The organism is Carnobacterium alterfunditum DSM 5972, from assembly GCF_000744115.1.
In the GTDB taxonomy this organism is placed as follows: Bacteria; Bacillota; Bacilli; order Lactobacillales; family Carnobacteriaceae; genus Carnobacterium_B; species Carnobacterium_B alterfunditum.
Window position 1 is genome coordinate 1,501,504 of sequence record NZ_JQLG01000004.1, and the last position, 21,764, is coordinate 1,523,267.

21 protein-coding genes are annotated in these 21,764 nt (G+C 35.3%); 17 read left to right on the forward strand and 4 right to left on the reverse strand.

From position 1 onward, the window contains the following. The first annotated feature begins 131 nt into the window (after positions 1 to 131). The 3 genes from BR50_RS07505 to BR50_RS07515 all read left to right on the forward strand — a co-directional run bounded on the left by BR50_RS07505 (position 132) and on the right by BR50_RS07515 (position 2,147). Complete coding sequence (locus BR50_RS07505) at positions 132 to 1,211, forward strand: IS30 family transposase (RefSeq protein ID WP_034547589.1); 1,080 nt, start codon at positions 132 to 134, stop codon at positions 1,209 to 1,211. Positions 1,212 to 1,641: 430 nt separating this feature from the next. Further along, positions 1,642 to 1,896, forward strand: coding sequence for a type II toxin-antitoxin system Phd/YefM family antitoxin (locus BR50_RS07510; RefSeq protein WP_034547591.1), 255 nt, complete (start codon positions 1,642 to 1,644; stop codon positions 1,894 to 1,896). Continuing rightward, on the forward strand, positions 1,881 to 2,147 hold the full coding sequence (locus BR50_RS07515; protein ID WP_034547593.1) for a Txe/YoeB family addiction module toxin: 267 nt from the start codon (positions 1,881 to 1,883) through the stop codon (positions 2,145 to 2,147). Before BR50_RS07510 ends, BR50_RS07515 begins: the two co-directional genes overlap by 16 nt. Positions 2,148 to 2,299: 152 nt before the next feature. Here the strand turns inward: BR50_RS07515 and BR50_RS07520 are convergent, their stop codons facing one another. Both BR50_RS07520 and BR50_RS07525 read right to left on the reverse strand, forming a co-directional pair. After that, entirely contained in the window at positions 2,300 to 3,235 is a 936-nt protein-coding gene (locus tag BR50_RS07520) for an IS30 family transposase (RefSeq protein ID WP_034547595.1), read from the reverse strand. 40 nt (positions 3,236 to 3,275) lie between these two features. Beyond that, positions 3,276 to 4,271 (reverse strand): GGDEF domain-containing protein, encoded by a 996-nt coding sequence (locus BR50_RS07525; protein ID WP_034547597.1) that lies wholly within the window; start codon positions 4,269 to 4,271, stop codon positions 3,276 to 3,278. Positions 4,272 to 4,591: 320 nt separating this feature from the next. Here BR50_RS07525 and BR50_RS07530 point away from each other — a divergent pair, with 320 nt between their 5' ends. The 11 genes from BR50_RS07530 (at position 4,592) to BR50_RS07585 (ending at position 17,414) form a co-directional block, all read left to right on the forward strand. After that, the gene (locus tag BR50_RS07530) at positions 4,592 to 6,106 is read left to right on the forward strand and encodes an IS3 family transposase (protein WP_034547599.1); all 1,515 of its coding nucleotides are present in this window, start codon (positions 4,592 to 4,594) and stop codon (positions 6,104 to 6,106) included. Between the two features lie 658 nt (positions 6,107 to 6,764). Beyond that, positions 6,765 to 8,081: an IS1380 family transposase gene (locus BR50_RS07540; RefSeq protein WP_034546678.1), complete on the forward strand. Its 1,317-nt coding sequence runs from the start codon at positions 6,765 to 6,767 to the stop codon at positions 8,079 to 8,081. A 275-nt stretch (positions 8,082 to 8,356) separates the two neighbouring features. Then, positions 8,357 to 8,512 carry a DUF305 domain-containing protein gene (locus tag BR50_RS07545; RefSeq protein ID WP_245792760.1) on the forward strand — a complete coding sequence of 52 codons (156 nt, stop codon included), beginning with the start codon at positions 8,357 to 8,359 and terminating at the stop codon, positions 8,510 to 8,512. A gap of 224 nt (positions 8,513 to 8,736) precedes the next feature. After that, a complete protein-coding gene (locus BR50_RS07550) occupies positions 8,737 to 9,363 on the forward strand; it encodes a class I SAM-dependent methyltransferase (RefSeq protein WP_034547601.1) in 627 nt (208 codons plus the stop codon). A 208-nt stretch (positions 9,364 to 9,571) separates the two neighbouring features. After that, positions 9,572 to 10,207 (forward strand): YdhK family protein, encoded by a 636-nt coding sequence (locus BR50_RS07555; RefSeq protein WP_034547603.1) that lies wholly within the window; start codon positions 9,572 to 9,574, stop codon positions 10,205 to 10,207. 268 nt (positions 10,208 to 10,475) lie between these two features. Then, entirely contained in the window at positions 10,476 to 10,901 is a 426-nt protein-coding gene (locus BR50_RS07560) for a CopY/TcrY family copper transport repressor (RefSeq protein ID WP_034547605.1), read from the forward strand. A 16-nt stretch (positions 10,902 to 10,917) separates the two neighbouring features. Continuing rightward, on the forward strand, positions 10,918 to 13,380 hold the full coding sequence (locus tag BR50_RS07565) for a heavy metal translocating P-type ATPase (RefSeq protein ID WP_034547607.1): 2,463 nt from the start codon (positions 10,918 to 10,920) through the stop codon (positions 13,378 to 13,380). A gap of 136 nt (positions 13,381 to 13,516) precedes the next feature. Next, positions 13,517 to 15,598 carry a heavy metal translocating P-type ATPase gene (locus tag BR50_RS07570; RefSeq protein WP_034547609.1) on the forward strand — a complete coding sequence of 694 codons (2,082 nt, stop codon included), beginning with the start codon at positions 13,517 to 13,519 and terminating at the stop codon, positions 15,596 to 15,598. Positions 15,599 to 15,839: 241 nt separating this feature from the next. Further along, positions 15,840 to 16,841: a type I glyceraldehyde-3-phosphate dehydrogenase gene (gap, locus tag BR50_RS07575; protein ID WP_034547611.1), complete on the forward strand. Its 1,002-nt coding sequence runs from the start codon at positions 15,840 to 15,842 to the stop codon at positions 16,839 to 16,841. A gap of 42 nt (positions 16,842 to 16,883) precedes the next feature. Then, positions 16,884 to 17,084 (forward strand): hypothetical protein, encoded by a 201-nt coding sequence (locus tag BR50_RS07580; protein WP_034549066.1) that lies wholly within the window; start codon positions 16,884 to 16,886, stop codon positions 17,082 to 17,084. A gap of 126 nt (positions 17,085 to 17,210) precedes the next feature. Next, on the forward strand, positions 17,211 to 17,414 hold the full coding sequence (locus BR50_RS07585) for a heavy-metal-associated domain-containing protein (RefSeq protein WP_034547613.1): 204 nt from the start codon (positions 17,211 to 17,213) through the stop codon (positions 17,412 to 17,414). 261 nt (positions 17,415 to 17,675) lie between these two features. Here the strand turns inward: BR50_RS07585 and BR50_RS07590 are convergent, their stop codons facing one another. Next, positions 17,676 to 18,323 (reverse strand): TIGR01906 family membrane protein, encoded by a 648-nt coding sequence (locus BR50_RS07590; protein ID WP_074200261.1) that lies wholly within the window; start codon positions 18,321 to 18,323, stop codon positions 17,676 to 17,678. Positions 18,324 to 18,345: 22 nt separating this feature from the next. Beyond that, complete coding sequence (locus BR50_RS07595) at positions 18,346 to 18,543, reverse strand: hypothetical protein (RefSeq protein ID WP_034547614.1); 198 nt, start codon at positions 18,541 to 18,543, stop codon at positions 18,346 to 18,348. 568 nt (positions 18,544 to 19,111) lie between these two features. On the opposite strand from BR50_RS07595, the gene BR50_RS07600 reads away from it, so the two are divergent. The 3 genes from BR50_RS07600 (at position 19,112) to BR50_RS07610 (ending at position 21,705) form a co-directional block, all read left to right on the forward strand. After that, positions 19,112 to 20,470, forward strand: a complete 1,359-nt coding sequence (locus BR50_RS07600; protein ID WP_034547615.1) for a M23 family metallopeptidase — start codon at positions 19,112 to 19,114, stop codon at positions 20,468 to 20,470. Between the two features lie 113 nt (positions 20,471 to 20,583). Then, the gene (lgt, locus tag BR50_RS07605; protein ID WP_034547617.1) at positions 20,584 to 21,450 is read left to right on the forward strand and encodes a prolipoprotein diacylglyceryl transferase; all 867 of its coding nucleotides are present in this window, start codon (positions 20,584 to 20,586) and stop codon (positions 21,448 to 21,450) included. A gap of 21 nt (positions 21,451 to 21,471) precedes the next feature. Then, positions 21,472 to 21,705, forward strand: a complete 234-nt coding sequence (locus tag BR50_RS07610) for an SHOCT domain-containing protein (protein WP_034547619.1) — start codon at positions 21,472 to 21,474, stop codon at positions 21,703 to 21,705. The last annotated feature ends 59 nt before the right edge of the window (positions 21,706 to 21,764 follow it).

Consider the following 21,764-nt stretch of genomic DNA (forward strand, 5'->3'; position numbering starts at 1 on the left):
ATCAGTCTTAAGTCAAATTGTGTATGCTGGATTGTAGAATGAAGTTAGCCACTGCTAACTAAAAAACGCCACGTGAATTTCATGTTATATTGAAGTTACCACTAACTCTCAATAGACAAGGATGAATTCACATGACGCAAACTAAGAATAACATAGATTCACATAAGGGAAAACACCTTTCGTATGCAGAGCGCTGTAAAATTGCTGTTCTCAAAAAAGAAAATTACACCAACCGACAGGTTGCTACGGTCTTAAATCGAGCACCACAAACGATTAATAATGAAATCAAGCGTGGAACAATCACAAACTTAAAACGCCAAGTACAGAAAGAAAAAACCTATGACTACTACACTTCAATTTATGACGCTGATGCTGGACAAACATTTTATGAAGAGCAACGAATGAATTGTGGTCGGCGCCCTAAATGGACAGATACAGACACTTTTATTGAATGGGCTGATGATAAAATGTTAATTGAGAAATGGTCGCCAGACGTTCTTATCGGATTTGCTTTGAAACAAGAGCTGTTTGATAAATCTATTATCCCGTGTACTTCTACTCTCTATCAGTGGATAGATCGAGGAGTTATGAGAACAAAAAATATGGATTTACTTGAAAAATTAACTCGGAAAATAAAGTTACCTAAGCACGGGAATCCTCCAAATAAAAGGGTGCTAGGAGTATCTATCGAAAAACGTCCAGAGATAATCGATTCAAGAAAGACCTTCGGCCATTGGGAAATTGATACAGTTGTAGGCCGAATAACAAAATGTGATGCCGTATTATTAACTTTAGTAGAACGACAAACACGTTTTGAAGTTATTTTCAAATTAGATGGCAAAGATGCAAAGTCGGTCGACAAGGCTATTGAGAATTTAAGAAAACGATCAGGCGATTATTTTACAAAGCTTTTTAAGACCGTAACGTCTGACAACGGTTCTGAATTTTCAGGGTTACATGAAGCCTTACAAGATGCAGTAGATGTGTACTTTAGCCACCCCTATGCTTCTTGGGAACGAGGAACCAGCGAAAATCAACATAAACTAATTCGACGATTTATTCCCAAAGGAAGTCCGATTAGCAATGTAAGTGAAGAGCAATTAATAAGAATACAACAATGGATGAACGACTACCCTAGAAAAATTCTTAATTATCAGACACCACATAACTGCCTGGCAAAAGCGTTCCGAGAGGAATGTCTTGTTGCTTAGAATCTAGGGTGAAATTCTAGCTCTTGACTAAAAGGTAGTTGATACTAGAAAACGATTAATTTAGCCCGTAGGGATAGGGATCTGCTTAGTTAACAGATATTCATATTTTATGTTTTAACCAAGTGGCTAACTTAAACTTGAAATTTACGCAAATTTTTGCAGAAAAAATATTAACGAGGAAAAATAATTAATTCGAATAGGGTCTACCAAAAATTGACACTTACCAAGTATTGATCTGATTGATTTTTCGCTGTCTATTATAAGTGTCGATTAAAATATTCAGGTTTCCTAACTTAAAAACCATGTATATATACCCTTGATTTAATAAGGTTTTATATACACGACTTTAAGCATTTTCATGTATTCATATCGTTTTGACGTACTTGAATAAGTACGTTATAATAAAAGAAACTAAAAGGAGGAATAGTTTATGTCGATCGTAAACCCTAGTCAAGCTAGAAAAGTCTTTTACCAATTATTGAAAGACGTTAATAAAACTAATGAACCCGTTTATATCTCAGGAAAAAATGAAGAAAGTGAAGCGGTTATGGTCAGTAAAAAAGACTGGGATGCTATTCAAGAAACCTTGTACCTTCATTCTTATGGAGTAGCTGATGTGATTCACCAGCGTGAACAAGAAAATGAATTTGTTGCATTGGAGGATACCGATTGGGATACTCTGTAAAATTAGCAAAATCAACTATGAAAGACCTTAAAAATTTAAAATCTGCTCATTTAGATCAAAAATTTAAAGATTTAATGGACGTATTAAAAGAGAATCCTTTTCAAAATCCGCCGCCTTATGAGAAATTAGTTGGTAATTTAAAAGATAAATATTCACGCCGTTTAAATATCCAACACCGGTTGGTTTATTCGGTAGATAATGACGCAAAAGAAGTCATTATTTGGTCTGCTTGGACGCACTATGAAAGATAGAAACTTATTTTTTAAAGTAAGTTTCTATCTTTTTTGATTAAAATGATGAGAAAAAACCTTGTCAAAGTAAGTTCTTCGATACATTATTTTATCTAATTTCATGAATTCATTTTTTGGAGTAAAATATAAATATTAATAGTATTGACGGTTTGTCAAATTAAGTGCAACACCTTTTCCATAAACGCTTCGTAGGGTGTTTTCCAGTCCAGGCATTTTCTGGGCCGATTATTAATCAAGGAAAGAGCTTCTTCAACTTCCTCTGTGAGAATGGTATCAAAATTCGTTCGTTTTGGGAAAAACTCCCTGAAAAGGCCATTACTATTTTCATTACTTCCTCTCTGCCAAGCAGCGTACGCATCAGCGAAGTACATTGGAATGTTCAACTCTGATTCAATCACGGTATAACAGGCAAATTCTTTTCCTCTATCCGTTGTAAAGCTTTGAAAGGCTTCTCGTGGATAAAGAGCATGAAGAGTTCGAATGGCTCGCTCCATTGACTTTGCGGAACGATCCGGTATAAGAATGGCTTTATACCAACGGGTTTGACGTTCTACAAAGGTGGCAACACAGCCCTTCGCTTGACCACGACCTGAGACAACAGTATCCAACTCCCAATGACCAAAAGTCGTGCGTTTTCTGATTTCTTTTGGCCGTTTGGAAATCGGTGTGCCGACAACAAATCGACCTCTTGTTTCCTTTGGTTTTTGACGCTTCCCTTTCTGGCGCAAGACCGTCAAAGGCACGTCAAGCAAACCGGCATAAATCCAGCGGTAAATGGTTTTGAAGGTCAAGGATCCTTGAAGTAAACGGCCACTAATTTGTTCTAGAGACCACGTTTGATCCAACTTTTCTTGGATAACTATTTTTAGCGAGGCTGTTAGTTTAGAATGAGCCCCGCAGGCAGCTTTCCTTTGATTATAAGATGTTTGAGCTTTTTCCGCTTGGTAGTTTGGGTTTCGTTGGCATTCTCTAGAAACGGACGAGGGAGAGCGATTTAGCTTTTTCGCAATTGTACGAATGGACATCTTAAGTTCAAGATAGACTTCTATTTTGGAACGTTCGGTTATGGTAAAATGAGTGTAGCTCATGACAACTCCTCCAATCGAATGGTAGTGTGGTAACTTCATTCTATACGAGGACGTCATGGGTTTCTTTTATTTCGTCTTGGGTGATGCACTTAATTTGACAAACCGTCATGATAAAAAATAAATTTTCCATTATTTTTCTTAAAGCATCGGCTTTTTCATATGCTTCATTGTGGCTACAGTTATTGAGCAACACTGAAAATTCTTCTCCACCATTTCTAGAAATAATATCCTCAGGATCTTGACTCATCTTTAAAATGGCAGCTACTTTTTTCAGTACTAAATTGCCTTCTAAGTGACCGTAAGTATCATTCACCTGTTTAAAATGATCAATATCTAAGATCATAATAGAAATACTTTCATTCGATTTTTCAAGTTTGCTTTTTGCTTTATTAAACGCCAAGTTAAAACTACGAACATTATTCAGGCCTGTCATTGAATCTGTAAAGGCATACTTGCTGTTTCTTTTAAATGCAATCTTAGTTTCATTCAAGTAATCCATCATATAAACAGCGATAAGTCCTCCTAAAATACAACTGATCCAATAGGTTGCTATTAAAGATATATTGAGACCTTTACCTGCTGAAAGAATAGCAGTCAATACGGTATAAACAGTATTGCTTAAAGTAAGCATAACTATAATAGAAATCCATCGATTTTTAATTTTTTTAAAGCAATAACAGAAGATCATCCATGAAGCAAGGATAAAAATAATATTAATAGCTGAATAAATATGTACACCCATCATAAACCGAATAGAAATAATTAAAGCAGCCGTTATAGAAGTTGATAACCAATTCCCATAAAGAATAACTAACATGAAGGGAATAATTCGAAGATCAATTAAAGCATTCGCACTAGTTTCAATATTAAAGTGCATTAAAATAGCCGCTAGAAGGCCACCTAATAAACCATTTATAATAGTTATCCTTATAGTTTGTATTTCGAAAGAATTCTTTTTTACGAGTTCTTCATACACAAATAGTGATGCAATCAACACACATAGATTAAGAAAAAAACCATCATAAAACGATAACATCTTGATTCTCTCCCTTCCGTTCTTTTAACTTTTTTTGTAAATAAGACTTTATATTCATCCAAATTATAGTACCTTTATTTAACCTGAATGATTAATCATACCCATATAAAAAAGTAGCAAATCAAAATTAGATTTGCTGCTTTTTTTAATACATGAATCTATATAAAAATATGTATCTAGAACCTCGTTAAATCAAGGCTATTTTCAAGTAATCATAACCTAATCTTGCTGTTTGGTACGTAGATGATATCCGCCACTATGAATTACCACTAGGAGATGCGGACAAATACTTGGACTCAAATTGAGTCAGGAGGATGTTAATGTACTCTCATGAGGAACGATTGAAAGCCGTAAAATTATATATAAAATATGAACACTCACTAGCAGCTACTATTCAAAAACTTGGATACCCTTCTCCAAAAGCTTTATATAATTGGCATCAGGAATATTGTGAAAATGGAGAACTTCGTGATTCATCTATTAGAGGTACTAAATTTACTCTAAAAGAAAAAAAGATAGCTGTTGAGCATTACTTTGAATATGGTCGGAATTATTCTCGGACAGTTCGAATGCTTGGCTATCCAGGCAGGGAAACATTAAGACAATGGTGTGAAGAATTAGCCCCAGAAGCTCGTAAAATTCGACGGAGTGCGCTAAACTATACGCAAGAGCAGAAAAAAGAGGCTGTAATCAGGCTCTTTAGCCGAAATACTTCTGCCAAAAAAATCGCAGAACAGACAGGTGTTGGTAGAAAGACGCTCTATGACTGGAAAAGTGATTTAGTCGGAAGGGATTTTCCTCTAACCATGCTAAAACAACCTATTGAACAAACGGTAGATACACTGAATTCAGAAGTCGATGATCTGCAAAAACAAGTCTACCAGTTACGAATGGAAAAAGAGATTCTTGAAAGAGCAGCTGTTCTAATAAAAAAAGAAACAGGCATTAATCCAATAAACTTAACAAATAGAGAAAAGACTATTTTGGTTAATGCCTTACGTACCAATTTTCCTTTAAAGAGCTTATTTCAACAATTAGAGCTACCAAAAAGCAGTTATTTTTATCACAGAAATCAATTAACTTTGACAGATAAATATGAAGAAAAACGTCTTTTACTAACAGAGATTTTCAATGAAAACGATGCAAGATATGGCTACCGTAGACTGCATGCAGAAATGAAAAATAAGGGTGTCCTATTGTCAGAAAAGGTTGTTAGAAGGCTGATGAGAGAAGAAAATCTTTCTGTTAGAATAGCGCGGAAAAAGAAATATAGTTCTTATGCTGGCGAGATTACACAAGCAGCCCCAAATCTTTTGCAACGAAATTTTAAGGCAGAAAAGCCGAATATGAAATGGCTGACTGATATTACAGAATTTCGCATGCCTGCTGGAAAGGTCTATTTGTCACCTATTATTGACTGTTTTGACGGAGCAGTCGTAAGTTGGACAATTAGTACTGAACTGAACGCAAAGTTAGTCAATACAATGTTCGATAACGCTGCAGAAACACTAGGAGTTAATGAGCATCCAATTATTCATTCTGATCGTGGCGCGCATTACCGATGGCCAGGATGGATAGAGCGAATAAAAACCTCCGGTTTGACACAATCCATGTCCAAGAAAGGTTGTTCTCCAGACAATTCTGCCTGTGAAGGCTTCTTTGGGCGCTTGAAGAATGAATGGTTTTACGGGGTATCCTGGAAGGACATCAGCATAGACGAATTCATGGAACGTCTAGACCATTATATTCATTGGTATAATGAAAAGAGAATCAAAATGTCATTAGGTGGAATAAGTCCTCTTCAGTATAGACGAAGTTTAGGATTAGCTGCTTAAACAGTCCAAGAAAACATCCGCATCCCCTGTTGGTAATTTACGGTGGCGGATATCACGTAGATAATAAATATAGGGTATAAGAACGCAAATAAAACATATTCCGCCTACGATTAATCCGTTTATTGAACCAGATTTACCCGTGAAGGGTACAAAAATCCAACTGCAATAGAAATAAGTGCAATAATAATGAAACTAACTTATTCATTAAAAAAGCTATTAGAAGATTTTTTTGATTTAATAGGATCACTTTTATTTTATAGTTTCTGATTTGTCAAATTAAGTCAGCTAATATTGTCCAATATTCTTTATTTCTAGACCTTGAAACAAAGCTATAACCATTTTTTTTTACCTCAGCAATATTATTTCCTTTAATTTGAATAATATTATCGTTAAAAGTTGCAACGTTATTAATAGTTTTAGGATACATAATAATAACTAATGCTTCCCCTTTATTTCGTTAAAAATGAGATGCTACCTTTTTTTGATTTAGAGAAGAGTATAGTACCTGAATAATTCATACTTTTTCTAAAACGCTCTGGAAAAGCTGTTATAACGCTAGTTTGAGTTAATTTTCTCAGCACCCTTTGGGTGTGCAAAAAGAACCCCAATCTGCTATGGTTAAAGCGACTAAACATAACCAAAGAAAGGGGTTCTCTCTATGGCAACTTTACATGAAAATCGTTTGCTTTTCAATTCAAACATTACGGTATCTCACTCTGGGGGTAATTTATCCTCAGATTCCGGATTGATATTAGTTAAGGAATTCATGCACACCATTAATTTCTCTAACATTTTGAAACAAACCCTCACTATTAACGATGATCGACTTTACTATAACCATGCTAATCATTCAATTATTGAACAAATCCTTTTTCAATTGATTGCTGGATATCAAACGGATTCTTCGGCTGACGTTTTATCAAAAGATCCCATTTTCCAGAGTCTATTAGCTAAAGAGCAACTCGCTTCACAACCGTCTATTTCTCGTTTATGGGATCGGTTAAGTCAAGAAAACATTTCCCAATTACAAGAAGTCAATCAAATCCTGATTGATAAAGTACGTACTGCTCGTAATACAACTGAAATGATTTTTGATCTAGACTCAACACATTCGGATACCTTTGGCAATCAGGAGAAGTCGAATTATAATGCCCATTACCAAACGAATGGCTATCATCCACTTGTTGCCTTTGAAGGTCTGACTGGCGACTTTTTGAAAGCAGAACTTCGTTCTGGTAATGTGTACACATCCAATGGTGTTGCAGATTTTGTCCGACCACTTTTTGACCATTACCAAGAAACCGTACCTGTAAGTTCTATTCTAGTGCGTGCAGATAGTGGTTTTGCAACTCCTGAATTATATGAACTGTGTGAAAAACGTCAAAATTTTTATATTGTTCGATTGAAATCGAATCGCAACTTAGGAAAAATCGCTGAGCAATTTGTATCTATAAATGACCAGCAGGATTGGGATAAAAAAGAAGTTCACTACGCTTCTACACTCTATCAAGCTAAGAGCTGGACACATCCACGAAGAATTTGTATTAAATCTACGCGCGAAGCAACCGAATTGATTGCTCGACATGAATTTATCATAACCAATTTATCAGAGAACCTTTCTGCAGAAGCGGTCTTTCAAACCTATTCTAAAAGAGGCACCATGGAAAATTACATTAAAGAGGCCAAAAATGGATTTTATTTCGATAAAACCAACAGTCCTCGTTTTTTAGAAAATCATGCACGTATGATGGTGAGTGTACTAGCTTACAACATCGTCAATTTTATGCGTACTCTTTGTTTTACGAAAGAAACCAAAGGTTTTCAAGTTTCAACTATTCGTTTGCTCTTATTTAAAGTAGCGGGTAAACTTGTTCATTCTGGACGAAAAACCTTTTTAAAACTCAGTTCCTATCACGTTTACCATGAACTCTTCCATAAAATCTTGCGGAATATTCAGCATTTCAAATGGCAGTAGCACTCACACCTAATGGAATAGTTTAAAAAAAAAGGCTAATTTCAAGGGGTTAGTATGCCTAAAAATCTTAATTTTCTGACAAAAAAATGAGTGACTTGGAAATTTGAAGTAAAATAAGTAAACCTAACAAACTAATGACCTGAAAGAAGTGAAAAATGCACCAATTATTATTTTTTTTAAAAGTATGAATCATTCAGGTTTTAGTAAGTATTTTAATTTTTACAGGTTCTTTCTTTTTGATGCGAAACCAAACTACGATAGATGAGGTTGATTATATGCAGGGAATGATTCCACATCATTCTATCGCTATACTAACGAGTGAGAGAGCAGATATTGAAGATCCAAGAGTCAGAAAACTTGCAGATGATATTATTAAAGCTCAAAAGAAAGAAATTAAAGAAATGAAAGAATTGATTGAAGAACTTAAGTAGCAGTTCTTTATTCAAATTAACTTGTTAAAGATATTAATAGCCGCAAAAGAATGAGTTACTATTAAGTAGTCCATTCGTTTATTTTTTGAATGGACTTTTTTATATTTAGATTATACCTAATCCAATATATTGAGGGATAATTTGATTGTACTAAAGATGTATACGATTACCTATAAGATGTAAGGCTCTTATATACTATGATTTTCAATAAAGGAGATGAAGTAATGAGTAATGAAACTAAAAAAATTAAAGGGCGCTACAATCGTATTTCGAAAATTTACGATATTTTAGAACAACCAATGGAAGTAATGACAATGAGCAAATGGAGAGAAAAATTAATTGAAAATATTGCGGGTCCGAAAATTTTGGAAGTCGGAGTTGGTACTGGAAAAAATTTGCTTATTTACCCGAATAAATTAGAAATAACAGGTATAGATTTTAGTGAAAATATGTTAGAAAAAGCAAATCAAAAGATAAAAGGAAAAGAAAACATCACATTAATTGAGATGGATGCTCAGAAAATGAGCTTTGCGGACAATACATTTGATACGATAGTTACTTCTTGTGTATTTTGTTCAGTACCGGACCCTGTAGAAGGACTTAAAGAAATGAGAAGAGTCTGTAGACCTGACGGTAAAATTATTATGCTAGAACATATGAGAAGTCATCATAATATAGTTGGTGAATTTATGGATGTGGTGAATTTTATCCCATTACATACTTGGGGAGCCAATATTAATAGAGAAACAATTGCAAATATATTGAAAGCTGGATTTAAAGAAGAAGAAATAGAGACCCAAGATTTATGGAGTGATATTGTAAAATTAATAGAAATAAGAAATAAGAAATAAGAAATAAGAAATAAGAAATAAAGATGTAGAGTCCTTTATTAAAGAGGGACTCTAATTTACTTATGCTGGTTTAGGGTGTACTCATAATTGACTAGGTACACAATTTTACCCTAATGTATTGCACTTAATTTGACAAACTGTCGTTAAAAAAGTTAGACTCTAAGTATAAATTTACAGACGTAAACAAACAAAGAAAGAAGGGTATATTATGAATAAGAAGGCAATTATTAATGGGATAATAACCATATCCTCTTTAGCTCTGCTAGCGGCTTGCTCACCTCAAGATAGTGAAAACCAAGAGTCCGTTGATTCAAGTGTACAATCCAGTATTCCAGCTGCTGAAAGTAGTTCCGATTCTCAAATGATGAGTGAATCAGAAGATATGTATAATGAAATGGACGGCATGATTCCTGATGATTATGGGGAAATACCAGAAGGTTTGGAAGAGGCAGAAAATCCAACCTATTCAGTTGGAGACAGGGTGACTATCCAAACCGATCATATGAAAGGTATGAAAGGGGCTAACGGAACGATCATGGGTGCATTTGATACAGTTGCCTATGAGGTGACTTATGAACCGACGAACGGGGATACCATAGTAGAAAATCATAAATGGGTCTTAAAAGAAGAAATACCAGAGGCACGCAATCAAGAAGAACCTTTGAGCGAAGGAACAGAAGTAACGCTAGAGGCCAGCCATATGGAAGGCATGGAAGGTGTGACTGCTACTATAGATTCTGCTAAAGAAACAACCGTTTATATGCTAGACTATCAACCAACTGATGGTGGGGAAATGGTTAAAAATCACAAGTGGGTTACAGAAGATGAATTAGCACCAGAATAAAGGATAGATAAAGACTATTTTTACAATTAGTTAAGACTGTTCTAGTCCTAAAAGCTCTGCCTAATGTTTTCATTAGGTAGAGCTTTTTTTCTTATGCGACAAAATAAATGGAGTACCTGATAGAAATAGTGAGAATGAATCAAATTTTTTGAAATATATAAATAATAAAAGTTGAAAGTTAATAAATTACTTGACATATTTCGTTTACAAATGTAAACTATAAATATCAAGAAAGATTACATGTGTAAACGTAAAGGAGAGAAATAATATGGTGACAACTAATTCAATAAAAATAACAGATGCAGAATGGGAAGTCATGCGTGTAGCTTGGGCAAATGAAACGGTTACCAGTAGAGAAATCACGTCCATTCTCGAAAATAAAAAACAGTGGAAAGCACCTACTATCAAAACATTAATCGGTCGTTTAGTCGATAAAGGCGTCTTACAGACTATAAGAGAAGGGAACAAATTTATTTACTCTGCGGCGGTTACTGAAGAAGAAAGTATGGATTCTTATACGAATGATGTCCTTTCTCGAGTCTGTCATAAGCAATCGGGTCATGTTATCAGTAACATGATAGCTGAAGCTACTCTAAGCAAGGTAGATATTGCTATGCTAAAAAAACTATTGGAACAAAAAGAAAACACAGCATTGGATGAGGTGCCATGCGAATGCCATTTGCACCATCACTAAGAAAAAGAGGGATAAAATGGAAAACAAAGTTTTTAGTATAGAGGGTATGACGTGCGCCTCTTGTGCACAAACAATTGAAAAAGCTACAAGTAAGTTACCAGGTGTAAAAGCGGCAAATGTTAATTTGGCTACTGAAAAAATGACTATCCAATTTAATGAATTATCTTTGACAGAAGCAGATATTCAAAAAGCTGTAGCAGATGCTGGGTATACAGCGATAACCAATACGCTTAAAAAGACATTCATTATTGAAGGTATGACCTGTGCCTCTTGTGCACAGACGATTGAAAAGGCCACACAAAAACTTTCCGGTATGAACCATTCGACTGTTAATCTGGCAACCGAAAAAATGAGTGTGCAATATGATCCAGTTGTACTGAATGTATCAGATATAACAAAAGCAGTTGCAGATGCTGGATATGAAGCTCATGAGGAAGTTGGTTCTGCAGAATCAGTTGATTTGGATCGTGAAAAGAAACAACGGCATATTAAAGAGATGTGGCACAGATTTTTAATGTCGACTATTTTCACACTACCATTATTATATATTGTCATGGGGCATATGTTGGGTTTACCACTACCAGAAATTGTTGATCCAATGATGTATCCTATAACCTTTTCTCTAACTCAATTAACATTAACACTTCCAGTCATGTATTATGGTCGCAGTTTCTTTACGGTTGGATTCAAAACCTTATTTAAAGGACATCCAAATATGGATTCTCTTGTTGCACTAGGCACCAGTGCCGCATTTGTTTATAGCCTGTTTGGAACCTATATGATTTATTTGGGCGATACTAGCTTTACGACGGTTCTCTATTATGAATCTGCAGCTGTCATTTTAACGCTGATTACATTAGGAAAATATTTCGAAGCAGTTTCAAAAGGTAAAACGTCAGAAGCGATAAAAAAACTGATGGGTCTAGCACCAAAAACAGCACGTGTATTGCGCAACAATCAAGAAATGGAAATAGCGATTGATGAAGTTCAGGTTGAAGATATTATTGTTGTTCGACCAGGTGAAAAATTACCGGTTGATGGAATCGTAATGGAGGGAAATACCTCAATCGATGAGTCGATGTTGACAGGTGAAAGTATGCCGGTGGAGAAGAAACCAAGCGACAACGTTATTGGTGCAAGCATTAATAAAAACGGAAGTTTCCAATACAAAGCAACAAAAGTTGGGAAAGATACTGCCTTATCTCAAATCATTAAATTGGTTGAAGATGCCCAAGGTTCAAAAGCTCCGATTGCAAAATTAGCTGACCAAATTTCTGGCATTTTTGTTCCAATTGTAATAGGTCTAGCTGTTCTAGCTGGTCTAGCCTGGTTCTTCTTAGGACAAGAATCTTGGATTTTTGCTTTAACTATTATGATTTCTGTACTGGTTATCGCTTGCCCATGTGCATTAGGCTTGGCAACACCAACAGCTATCATGGTTGGAACGGGTAAAGGGGCAGAAAATGGCGTTTTGATTAAAAGTGGTGGGGCTTTAGAAACCACTCATAAAATTGGGACAATTATTTTTGATAAAACAGGAACGATTACAGAAGGAAAACCAAAAGTAACCGATATCGTGACTACAAATGGTCTTTCTGAAACGGATCTATTGATTTTAGCGGCCTCTGCCGAAAAAGGTTCTGAGCATCCACTGGGTGAAGCCATTGTGAATGGAGCAAAAGAAAGAAGCCTAGCGTTAATTAAAACAGAATCATTTAATGCTATTCCTGGATTGGGTATTCAAGTAATTATTAACGGTCAACATTTATTACTGGGTAATAAAAAACTAATGACTGAAAGCCATATTTCGTTGGAAAATTTAGCTGCGGATTCAGATAGATTAGCTGATCAAGGTAAAACGCCTATGTATATTGCGAAGAATGGAAAAATTGCTGGTATTATTGCTGTTGCTGATACCGTTAAAGAAAATAGTTTGAAAGCTATTGAAAGATTGCACAGAATGGGTATTGAAGTAGCTATGATTACAGGAGACAACAAACGAACTGCTGAAGCAATTGCTAAACAAGTTGGTATCGATCGTGTACTGAGTGAGGTATTGCCAGAAGATAAAGCTAATGAAGTGAAAAAGTTGCAAGCTGAAGGTAAAAAAGTTGCAATGGTTGGGGATGGTATCAATGATGCTCCGGCCTTAGCGCAAGCGGATACTGGTATTGCTATTGGTTCCGGTACAGATGTTGCAATGGAATCAGCTGATATTGTTTTGATGAGAAGTGATTTGATGGACGTTCCAACAGCTGTGGAATTAAGTAAAGCAACGATTAAAAATATCAAGGAAAATCTCTTTTGGGCATTTGCCTACAACATATTAGGTATTCCAGTGGCGATGGGTTTACTATATCTCTTTGGAGGCCCCTTATTGAGTCCAATTATTGCAGCGGCTGCAATGAGCTTTAGTTCAGTATCGGTGTTATTAAATGCATTACGCTTGAAGAGATTTAAACCATCTAATATAAAATAGAAGATGAGATAAGAGTAATTAGTAATAAGGCGTTCATCTAATTTATAGATTTTAATACTAGCTATAAAATAGCCTAGTATAGAAAGACAATGAGATTCATAGTTTTCAAGAGTTAATAATAAAGGAGGAAATGAATATGGACAAAAAAAAGAATCATACGAGTAGTAAAGAGAAGCAGTCTTCTCATAACCATATGAACCATAATCATGAAGAAAATAAGGAATCAGATTCTCTTCATGATTCTCACGAGGGCCATGAGGATCATGGTAGTCATGGTGGCTTGCATGAACACCACCACCACGGTAGTTTTAAAGAAATATTTCTGAAATCGCTCCCCTTTGGAATTATTATTATGCTGTTGTCTCCAATGATGGGTGTTACTTTACCATTCCAATTTTCGTTTCCTTATTCAGACATCCTTGTTTCTATACTCGCAACCATATTAATTATCTATGGAGGAAAACCTTTTTATATGGGAGCGATTGATGAATTTAAGAAAAAGGTACCAGGAATGATGGCCCTTGTAACTCTTGGGATTGGAGTTTCTTATTTTTATAGTCTTTATGCTGTTGTGGGTGGATACCTCACCGGTGAACATATAATGGATTTTTTCTTTGAGTTCGCTTCTTTACTTTTAATTATGTTACTGGGTCACTGGATTGAAATGAAAGCCGTTGGAGAAGCTGGAGACGCTCAAAAAGCACTTGCTGAATTAATGCCAAAAGACGCTGATCTTGTTTTAGAAGATGATTCTATTGAGTCTCGTCCAGTATCACAGTTAAAGGTCGGAGACATAATTCGTGTTCAGGCTGGAGAAAATATTCCAGCAGACGGAGTGATCCAAAGAGGACAATCAAGAGTCAATGAGTCGTTATTAACCGGTGAATCAAAGCCGATTGAAAAAAATACTGGAGACAAAGTAATTGGTGGCTCAACAAATAATGAAGGGGTCTTGTATGTTGAAGTACAAGAAACGGGAGATAAATCTTTTATTTCTCAAGTACAAACGCTAATAAGTCAAGCGCAAGACCAACCTTCACGTGCTGAAAACCTTGCTAACAAGGTAGCGAGTTGGTTATTTTATATCGCAATAGCCGCAGCTGTCATTGCATTTACTGTTTGGCTATTCTTAACAGATGTACAAACCGCAGTACTGTTCACGGTAACTACTTTGGTTATCGCTTGTCCACATGCATTAGGTTTAGCTATTCCTCTTGTTACTGCACGGAGTACTAGTTTAGGTGCGAGTCGTGGATTATTAGTAAAAGATCGTGAAGCGTTAGAACTAGCAACAAAAGCAGATGTAATGATTTTAGATAAAACCGGAACCTTAACTACTGGGGAATTTAAGGTTTTGAATGCAGAAACAGTAAGTGAAATTTATAGCACAAACGAAATTCTAGCATTAATGGCTGGAATTGAAGGTGGATCTAGTCACCCTATTGCTCAATCTATCGTGGGTTATGCTGAAAATGAAGGAGTAAAACCAATTAACTTTGATTCCATTGATGTGGTATCGGGCGCTGGAGTTGAAGGGGAAGCAAATGGGCATCGTTATGAATTAATCAGTCAAAAAGCATTTGGACAGAATATTGAATTTGATGTTCCAAAAGGAGCAACAGTTAGTTATTTAGTGGAAAAAGGAAAAGCAATTGGTGCGGTTGCTTTGGGAGATGAATTAAAATCAACTAGCAGAGAGCTAATGAATGTACTAAAATCTCAAGGAATCAAGCCTATTATGGCAACTGGGGATAATGAAAAAGCAGCTAAAGGTGTTGCAGAAGAATTAGGGATTGAATATAGAGCGAATCAATCTCCACAAGACAAGTATGATTTAGTAGAATCACTAAAAAATGAAGGGAAAACTGTCATTATGGTAGGAGATGGAGTAAATGATGCACCTTCTCTTGCTCTAGCCGATGTCGGGGTAGCTATAGGAGCAGGTACACAAGTAGCACTTGATTCAGCCGATGTCATTTTAACGCAATCGGATCCAGGCGATATTGAGTCCTTTATTGAGTTAGCTAATAAAACAACACGTAAGATGAGACAGAACTTAATCTGGGGAGCTGGCTATAACTTTATTGCAATCCCAATAGCTGCGGGGATTTTAGCCCCTATTGGGATTACCTTAGCTCCAGCTATAGGAGCTGTGCTAATGTCAGTTTCAACGGTCATCGTAGCTATCAATGCAATGACTTTGAAATTGAAAAATTAATAAATTCTAAAGTATAGGCTAAAGATAAAAATACGGGCAGTGTGTTCTTGAACAATTTAATTTACTTTGAATATAAGGACACATTGCATTATTAATACACTGAAAATTTTTTATAGTCTACTCCAATATTTATAACTAATTTTTTGAAAAGAACACCTATTCAATTTATCTGTTTTAGTTACAAAGGATCCCATTAACATACTTTATTTTTAAATAGATACAAAAGGAGGATGCAATAGTTATGACAATAAAAGTAGCAATTAACGGGTTTGGTCGCATTGGGCGATTAGCATACCGTCGAATCAAAGAATTAAATAGTACAGAATTAGAGGTCGTTGCGGTTAATGATTTAGCTGACATTGAAGACTTGGCTTACTTGCTAAAATATGATACTGCACAAGGACGTTTCCCATACGATGTAGAGGCTAAGGATAATGTGATTACAGTAGATGGAAAAGAAATCAAAGCTTATAAAGAAAAAGATGCGAGTAAATTGCCATGGGGCGAGCTAGATATTGATATTGTACTTGAGTGTACTGGTTTTTATGTGTCTTCAGAAAAATCCAACGCTCATTTAGAGGCAGGAGCTAAAAAAGTGATGATATCTGCTCCCACTAAAGATGATGTCACAAAAATTGGCGTATATGGAGTCAACGAGAAATCATTGACGGGGAATGACCGTATCGTTTCCGCCGCTTCCTGTACAACGAATGCACTAGCATTGATGACAAAAGTATTAGTCGATGAATTTGGTGTTCAAAGAGGACTAATGACAGGTTCGCGTGCCTACACAGCCTCACAATCTCTTCAAGATGCTCCTGGTGGCCGCAAGAAACGTGCAGGCGCACAAAATGTTATTCCAACAACAACTGGTGCTGCTAAAGCATTAGGAAAGGTTATACCAGAAGTGGATGGAATAATAACAGGGACTTCAACTCGCGTTCCGGTTATTACAGCAGGTTTTGTCGAACTTTATTCAGTACTTGACCAGAATGTGACGATTGATGAGATAAATAAAGCTATGAAAGCCGCTTCGAGTGAGGCCTATGGTTATACTCAAGATGAAGTGGTGTCTTCGGATATAGTTGGCGACACTCACGGATCTACTTTTGATGCAACTTTGACTGAAGTAATGGATGCAAACGGTGGTCAGCTGGTGAAAACAGTTGCCTGGTATGATAACGAGTATGGGTTTGTTTCAAATACGATTCGACTACTGGAATATTTTGCGAAACTTGACTAATTCAACAGATGAGGCCCTAAATCTCACGTTAGGGGTATAGAGATGAAAACGTGGATAACTATTGCAGGGATAGAGTGTGCAGCCTGTTCAGAAGAAATTGAGGCAGAACTCCTAGCTACACATACCGTAGAAGACGTATTTAATGGCCTACACAAAAAAATACTCTTTGTTCATTTGAAAAAGGGTGTCACTAAAGAAATATTTTTGAATTCGATGAGCAGGATACCCGTAATGTTAAACTGAGTTATAATGAAGTATGAGTGTACCTGCCAGTGTTGTGCAGATATACAGATTGATCTTTCATTGGATTAAGAAGCTTACTCAAGTTAGAAATTAACTAAAAAATTAAAACGAAAAGAGGAAGAAATTATGAGAAAAGAAGTATTGGTAGAAGGTATGAAGTGTAAAGGTTGCGCTAATACGGTTCAAGAAAAATTTGAAGCAATAGAAGGTGTAGAATCAGTAGAAATAAACTTAGAAAGTAAAAAAGTTATTGTAGAAAGCAAAACAAAAATTGACGCAGAAACATTTAGATCTGCTTTGTCAGGAACAAAATACTCTGTAGTTGACTAAGATAAAAATGGACGCTACTATTTTCTGAAAGTAACTACTTTTATCTTTTAAATCTAATGTAATTTGAACAAGAATTGGACATATGAATTTTCTTTTCTAGTGAGTTGTCGTGACTTTATTCTAACTGGAAAATTCATTTGTTTCTATTTTTTTGCACAAAAATAGGTGCGAATGAATTTCTTCATCCACACCAAAAATTATACAGCCATAAAAAAGACTCCTTGAATGAAATGGACCCTGTGTCAAGGACATTTTAGAATATCAAGGAGTCTTTTTTTCTTGTTTTACCCATTGTTTCTTTGAAATGAAATACCCTATTATTAACAGAAATTCAATTACTCCAAATACCAATATAAAACTATGCATAAAGAATGCTTCGGGCAAAGCTAATATAATCGAATCGTTGCTAGGATTGAATAACCAAGCATCATTGTTAAAAAATATTTTATGGAACAAGACAAATAGTGTATCAAAATTGATAAACAAAGTGACAATCAATAGTGGCGGTATGATGAATCCCCATTGAAAGAAATGAACAAGTTTCCACATTCCTTTTTTTCTTTTTAGATAGTTTAGAAATAAAATAGATCCGATACCGGAGATTACTAAGGTAACGTAATCAAGCAGGAACAACTTTTTCACTTCGAAAAAATGAAATAAGCCTCTTTCAGAGCTTGGAAAGTCAGACATTTTAAGCTCCGTTATCCAAGGGAAATTTAAGTAATTCATTAATACACTGTAATTCTTTAATATAACCTCTTTTGTCATTCCAATTTCATCTGCTATGTTCAGATAAGTGATATCAAATGTGTATAGCGGTGTAAAGTTGATGGTAATGGCAATTGATACTGAAAGAATGAAAAAGAATAGACAAAAAAATCCCAATAAGTAAATGACTTTTGATTTCATGGTTAGTATACCTCGTATCTAATTATCTGTTTAATTTTGATTTCACTGCATGCAGTTCTTCTTTTAATTCTTCGTTTTTTGTTTTTAATAGTTCTACATCATCTGAAGAGTTCCCACTATGATTATGTTTTTTCCCATGCCCCCCATGCATCCCGGGCATCATAAACATCATTAATCCATGCCCAACAATCATAATGATAAAAAATAGAAGAATTTCCATTAAAATCATCCTTTCCTTTATTAAGTAGGTTAGATAAAGAGCTAAACCGTATATTTTGACCTTTAGGTACGGTAAACTCTTAACAATTACAGAATAACAAATCATTGTGTGGAAGTTATGTAGAGAGAAAATTTATAGTAACTACATAAAATCCACACAATTGAATTGTATAGTAGTGAAGTAGGAAACCATATCAATAAAGGGTTCACCAGGATAAACTATTTTATGACTACAACAGGAAAGGTGAGGGAGTGAATAATTTTCATGGTAATTTTTAGTTGTCGTAATCAATTTTTTTGAAAGCTTCTTTTTTAATTATAATCAAATAAAAAAAGACGTACTTAATCTGGAAAATTCCAATAGCTAGTCTCTACTGTAAGAACTTTTAAACTACAATAGAAGACTACTTTAAATAGAGGAAATAGACAGGAATACCCATTGGCATAAGAATACGGTTTAAAATAATGATAAATAATTTATAAAGGCTATTTGTATAATCTTGGCACAATACATAATATTAAGCCTATGATCGAAAATGAAACCACAAAAATACTTAATGGAGGAACATATGCAAAAAAGACTATTAGCCAGTGTGTTTGTTGCTGTTTTAATGATAAATTCAAGTTATTTACCTCTTACAGTAAATGCAGAAACGACAGAGGAATTAGAACAGAAAAGACAAACACTTGAAACGCAGTCAACTCAGATAAATAGAGACATCCAAGAAAAAGAAGATCAACTGGGCAGTTTAGAAATAGAAAAAGAAACTTTTACGGAAGATACGCAACAATTACAGCTGAAAATTGATGGATTTATTCTACAATTACAAAAAGAAGAAAAAAATTTAGAAGAATCGAAAATGAAAATTAAAAAGTTGCAAACAGAAATTGATTCCTTGAAAGAACTTATTTTACAACGTGAAAAAAAATTGAAGTCTCAGGCACGTGCAGTACAAACAGACGGTAATGTCTCCAATCTAGTAGATGTTGTATTTTCTTCTGGAACCTTCACAGAGTTGGTTGGTCGTATAGGCATTGTTAACCAATTGGTAACTGCTAATAAAGAAATCGTTATTGTCCAAAAAAATGATGAAAAACTTCTGGAAAAAAATGAAAAAAAAGCAGAAGAAGAGAAATTGGCAATTGAAAAATTAAAAAGTAGTATTGAAATAAATAAAAGTAATCTCGTAGCTCAAAAATCAGAACTAGATGACAAAATTACTAAAGTGGCTGCAGCTTATGATCTGACAGCATTAGAAAAAACAGCATTTGTCAAAGAGCAACAAGCAGTTGCTGCCCAAACTAGTATGTTATCAGGCGAATTAGAAGAAAAGCGTGAGAAAATTATTGAAGAAGAAAATACGAAACAAGCAGCGGCTCAAAAAGCAGCTGAAGATTCTGCTGGTGAAATCATGTCTGAAGAGTTTGAAGAAGAAAGTATAGTCGTTAACAAACAAGATAGCTCCATCAGCTCTAATAAGTCTTCACTTGCTGGTTCTAAGAATCCTTCATCTAATGAAATACCTTTGAAAACCAGTAATACTGATTTTATTCGCCCGAGCAATGGCTATACTACCTCACCATTTGGCTATCGAATCCACCCGATTACTGGCGAGCGTAAGTTACATGGTGGAATTGATTTTGCTGGGGGCGGTCAAATCGTAGCTGCTAAAAGTGGCACAGTGCTAGTAGCTGGGTACCATAGCTCATTTGGATACTACGTGAAAATTGATCATGGGAATGGGTTTCAAACTCTTTATGCTCATATGAAGGCAGGTAGTTTGTTAGTTTCCCCTGGACAACTAGTATCACAAGGTCAGCAGATAGGAACAATGGGGACAACAGGAGCCTCCACAGGCGTTCATTTACACTTTGAAGTTTACGACAACAACATACGAGTAGATCCTGCGCCGTACTTAGGCTTATAGATTTAGGCTAAAAGCACTAAAAGTAGCTCTCAATTATGTAGGTGATTAGCTGTAAATAAGTTTTCCTAAATAGTTGAACATTAGAAAGTAATTTATAAAAAGGAGATTTAAGAATGAATGTATTACTTGGTGTAATTGATCCTATTGCTATCTCAGTTGGACCGTTTCAGATCTACTGGTATGGTATTATCATTGCTGTAGCAATGTTTGTAGCTATTTCTTTAGCTACAAGAGAAGCAAAAAAAAGAGGGCTTAAAGAGGATACAATTATTGATATAGCTTTATGGGCCATTCCGATTGGTTTCGTAGGTGCTCGTCTCTACTATGTTTTATTTGAATGGGATTATTACCTGCAAAATCCAGGCGAAATCATAGCCATCTGGAATGGCGGAATTGCGATTTATGGCGGCTTGATTGCAGGTGGACTTACCGTATATTGGTATACAAAGAAAAATGGAATTCCTTTAGCTCTTCTGTTAGATATCTTAGCACCTAGCGTGCTACTGGCTCAATCTATTGGTCGATGGGGAAACTTTATGAACCAGGAAGCACATGGAGGACCTGTCAGCCGTCAATTTTTGGAAAATCTCTATTTGCCTGAATTTATCATTGAACAAATGAATATTAATGGCACTTATTATCACCCGACATTTTTGTACGAATCATTATGGAGCCTATCAGGATTTGTGATCATCATCATTCTACGGAATCGTAAAAATTTGTTACGACAAGGGGAAGTAGCGTTAAGTTACATGATCTGGTACTCAACTGGAAGGTTCTTTATTGAAGGCATGAGAACGGATAGTCTATGGATTGGTGATTTTTTACGTGTTTCACAAGCTTTGTCTCTTGTCCTCTTCATTGGAGCCATCCTTATAGGGTATCTCCGTAGACAAGTTTATCCCTCAAAACTCTATTATCTAGAAGGAATGACGGATCTAAGAACTAGTAAAAAGCTTGAATCAGATAAAAAAGTTTAATAAAGAAAAGGAGGAACAGTCATGTCTGAGTGTCTAAATCTTTTTAATAGAGGAGGAGTGGGATCTATGATGTTTATGGGATTTTTTTGGATTCTATTGTTGGTTGTGGTAGTGGTTCTGATTGGGAAATTATTTTTCAATCAATCAAATCAAAGTTTTAATAGGGAAACACCTTTGGAAATTCTTCAGAAAGAATATGCGAAAGGAAATATTTCTGAGGAAGACTATTTGGAAAGAAAGAAACATCTACAATAATATGGTTATAAATAAACCTGAATGATTCATACTTTTTTCAAAAAATAAAAATTAGTGTG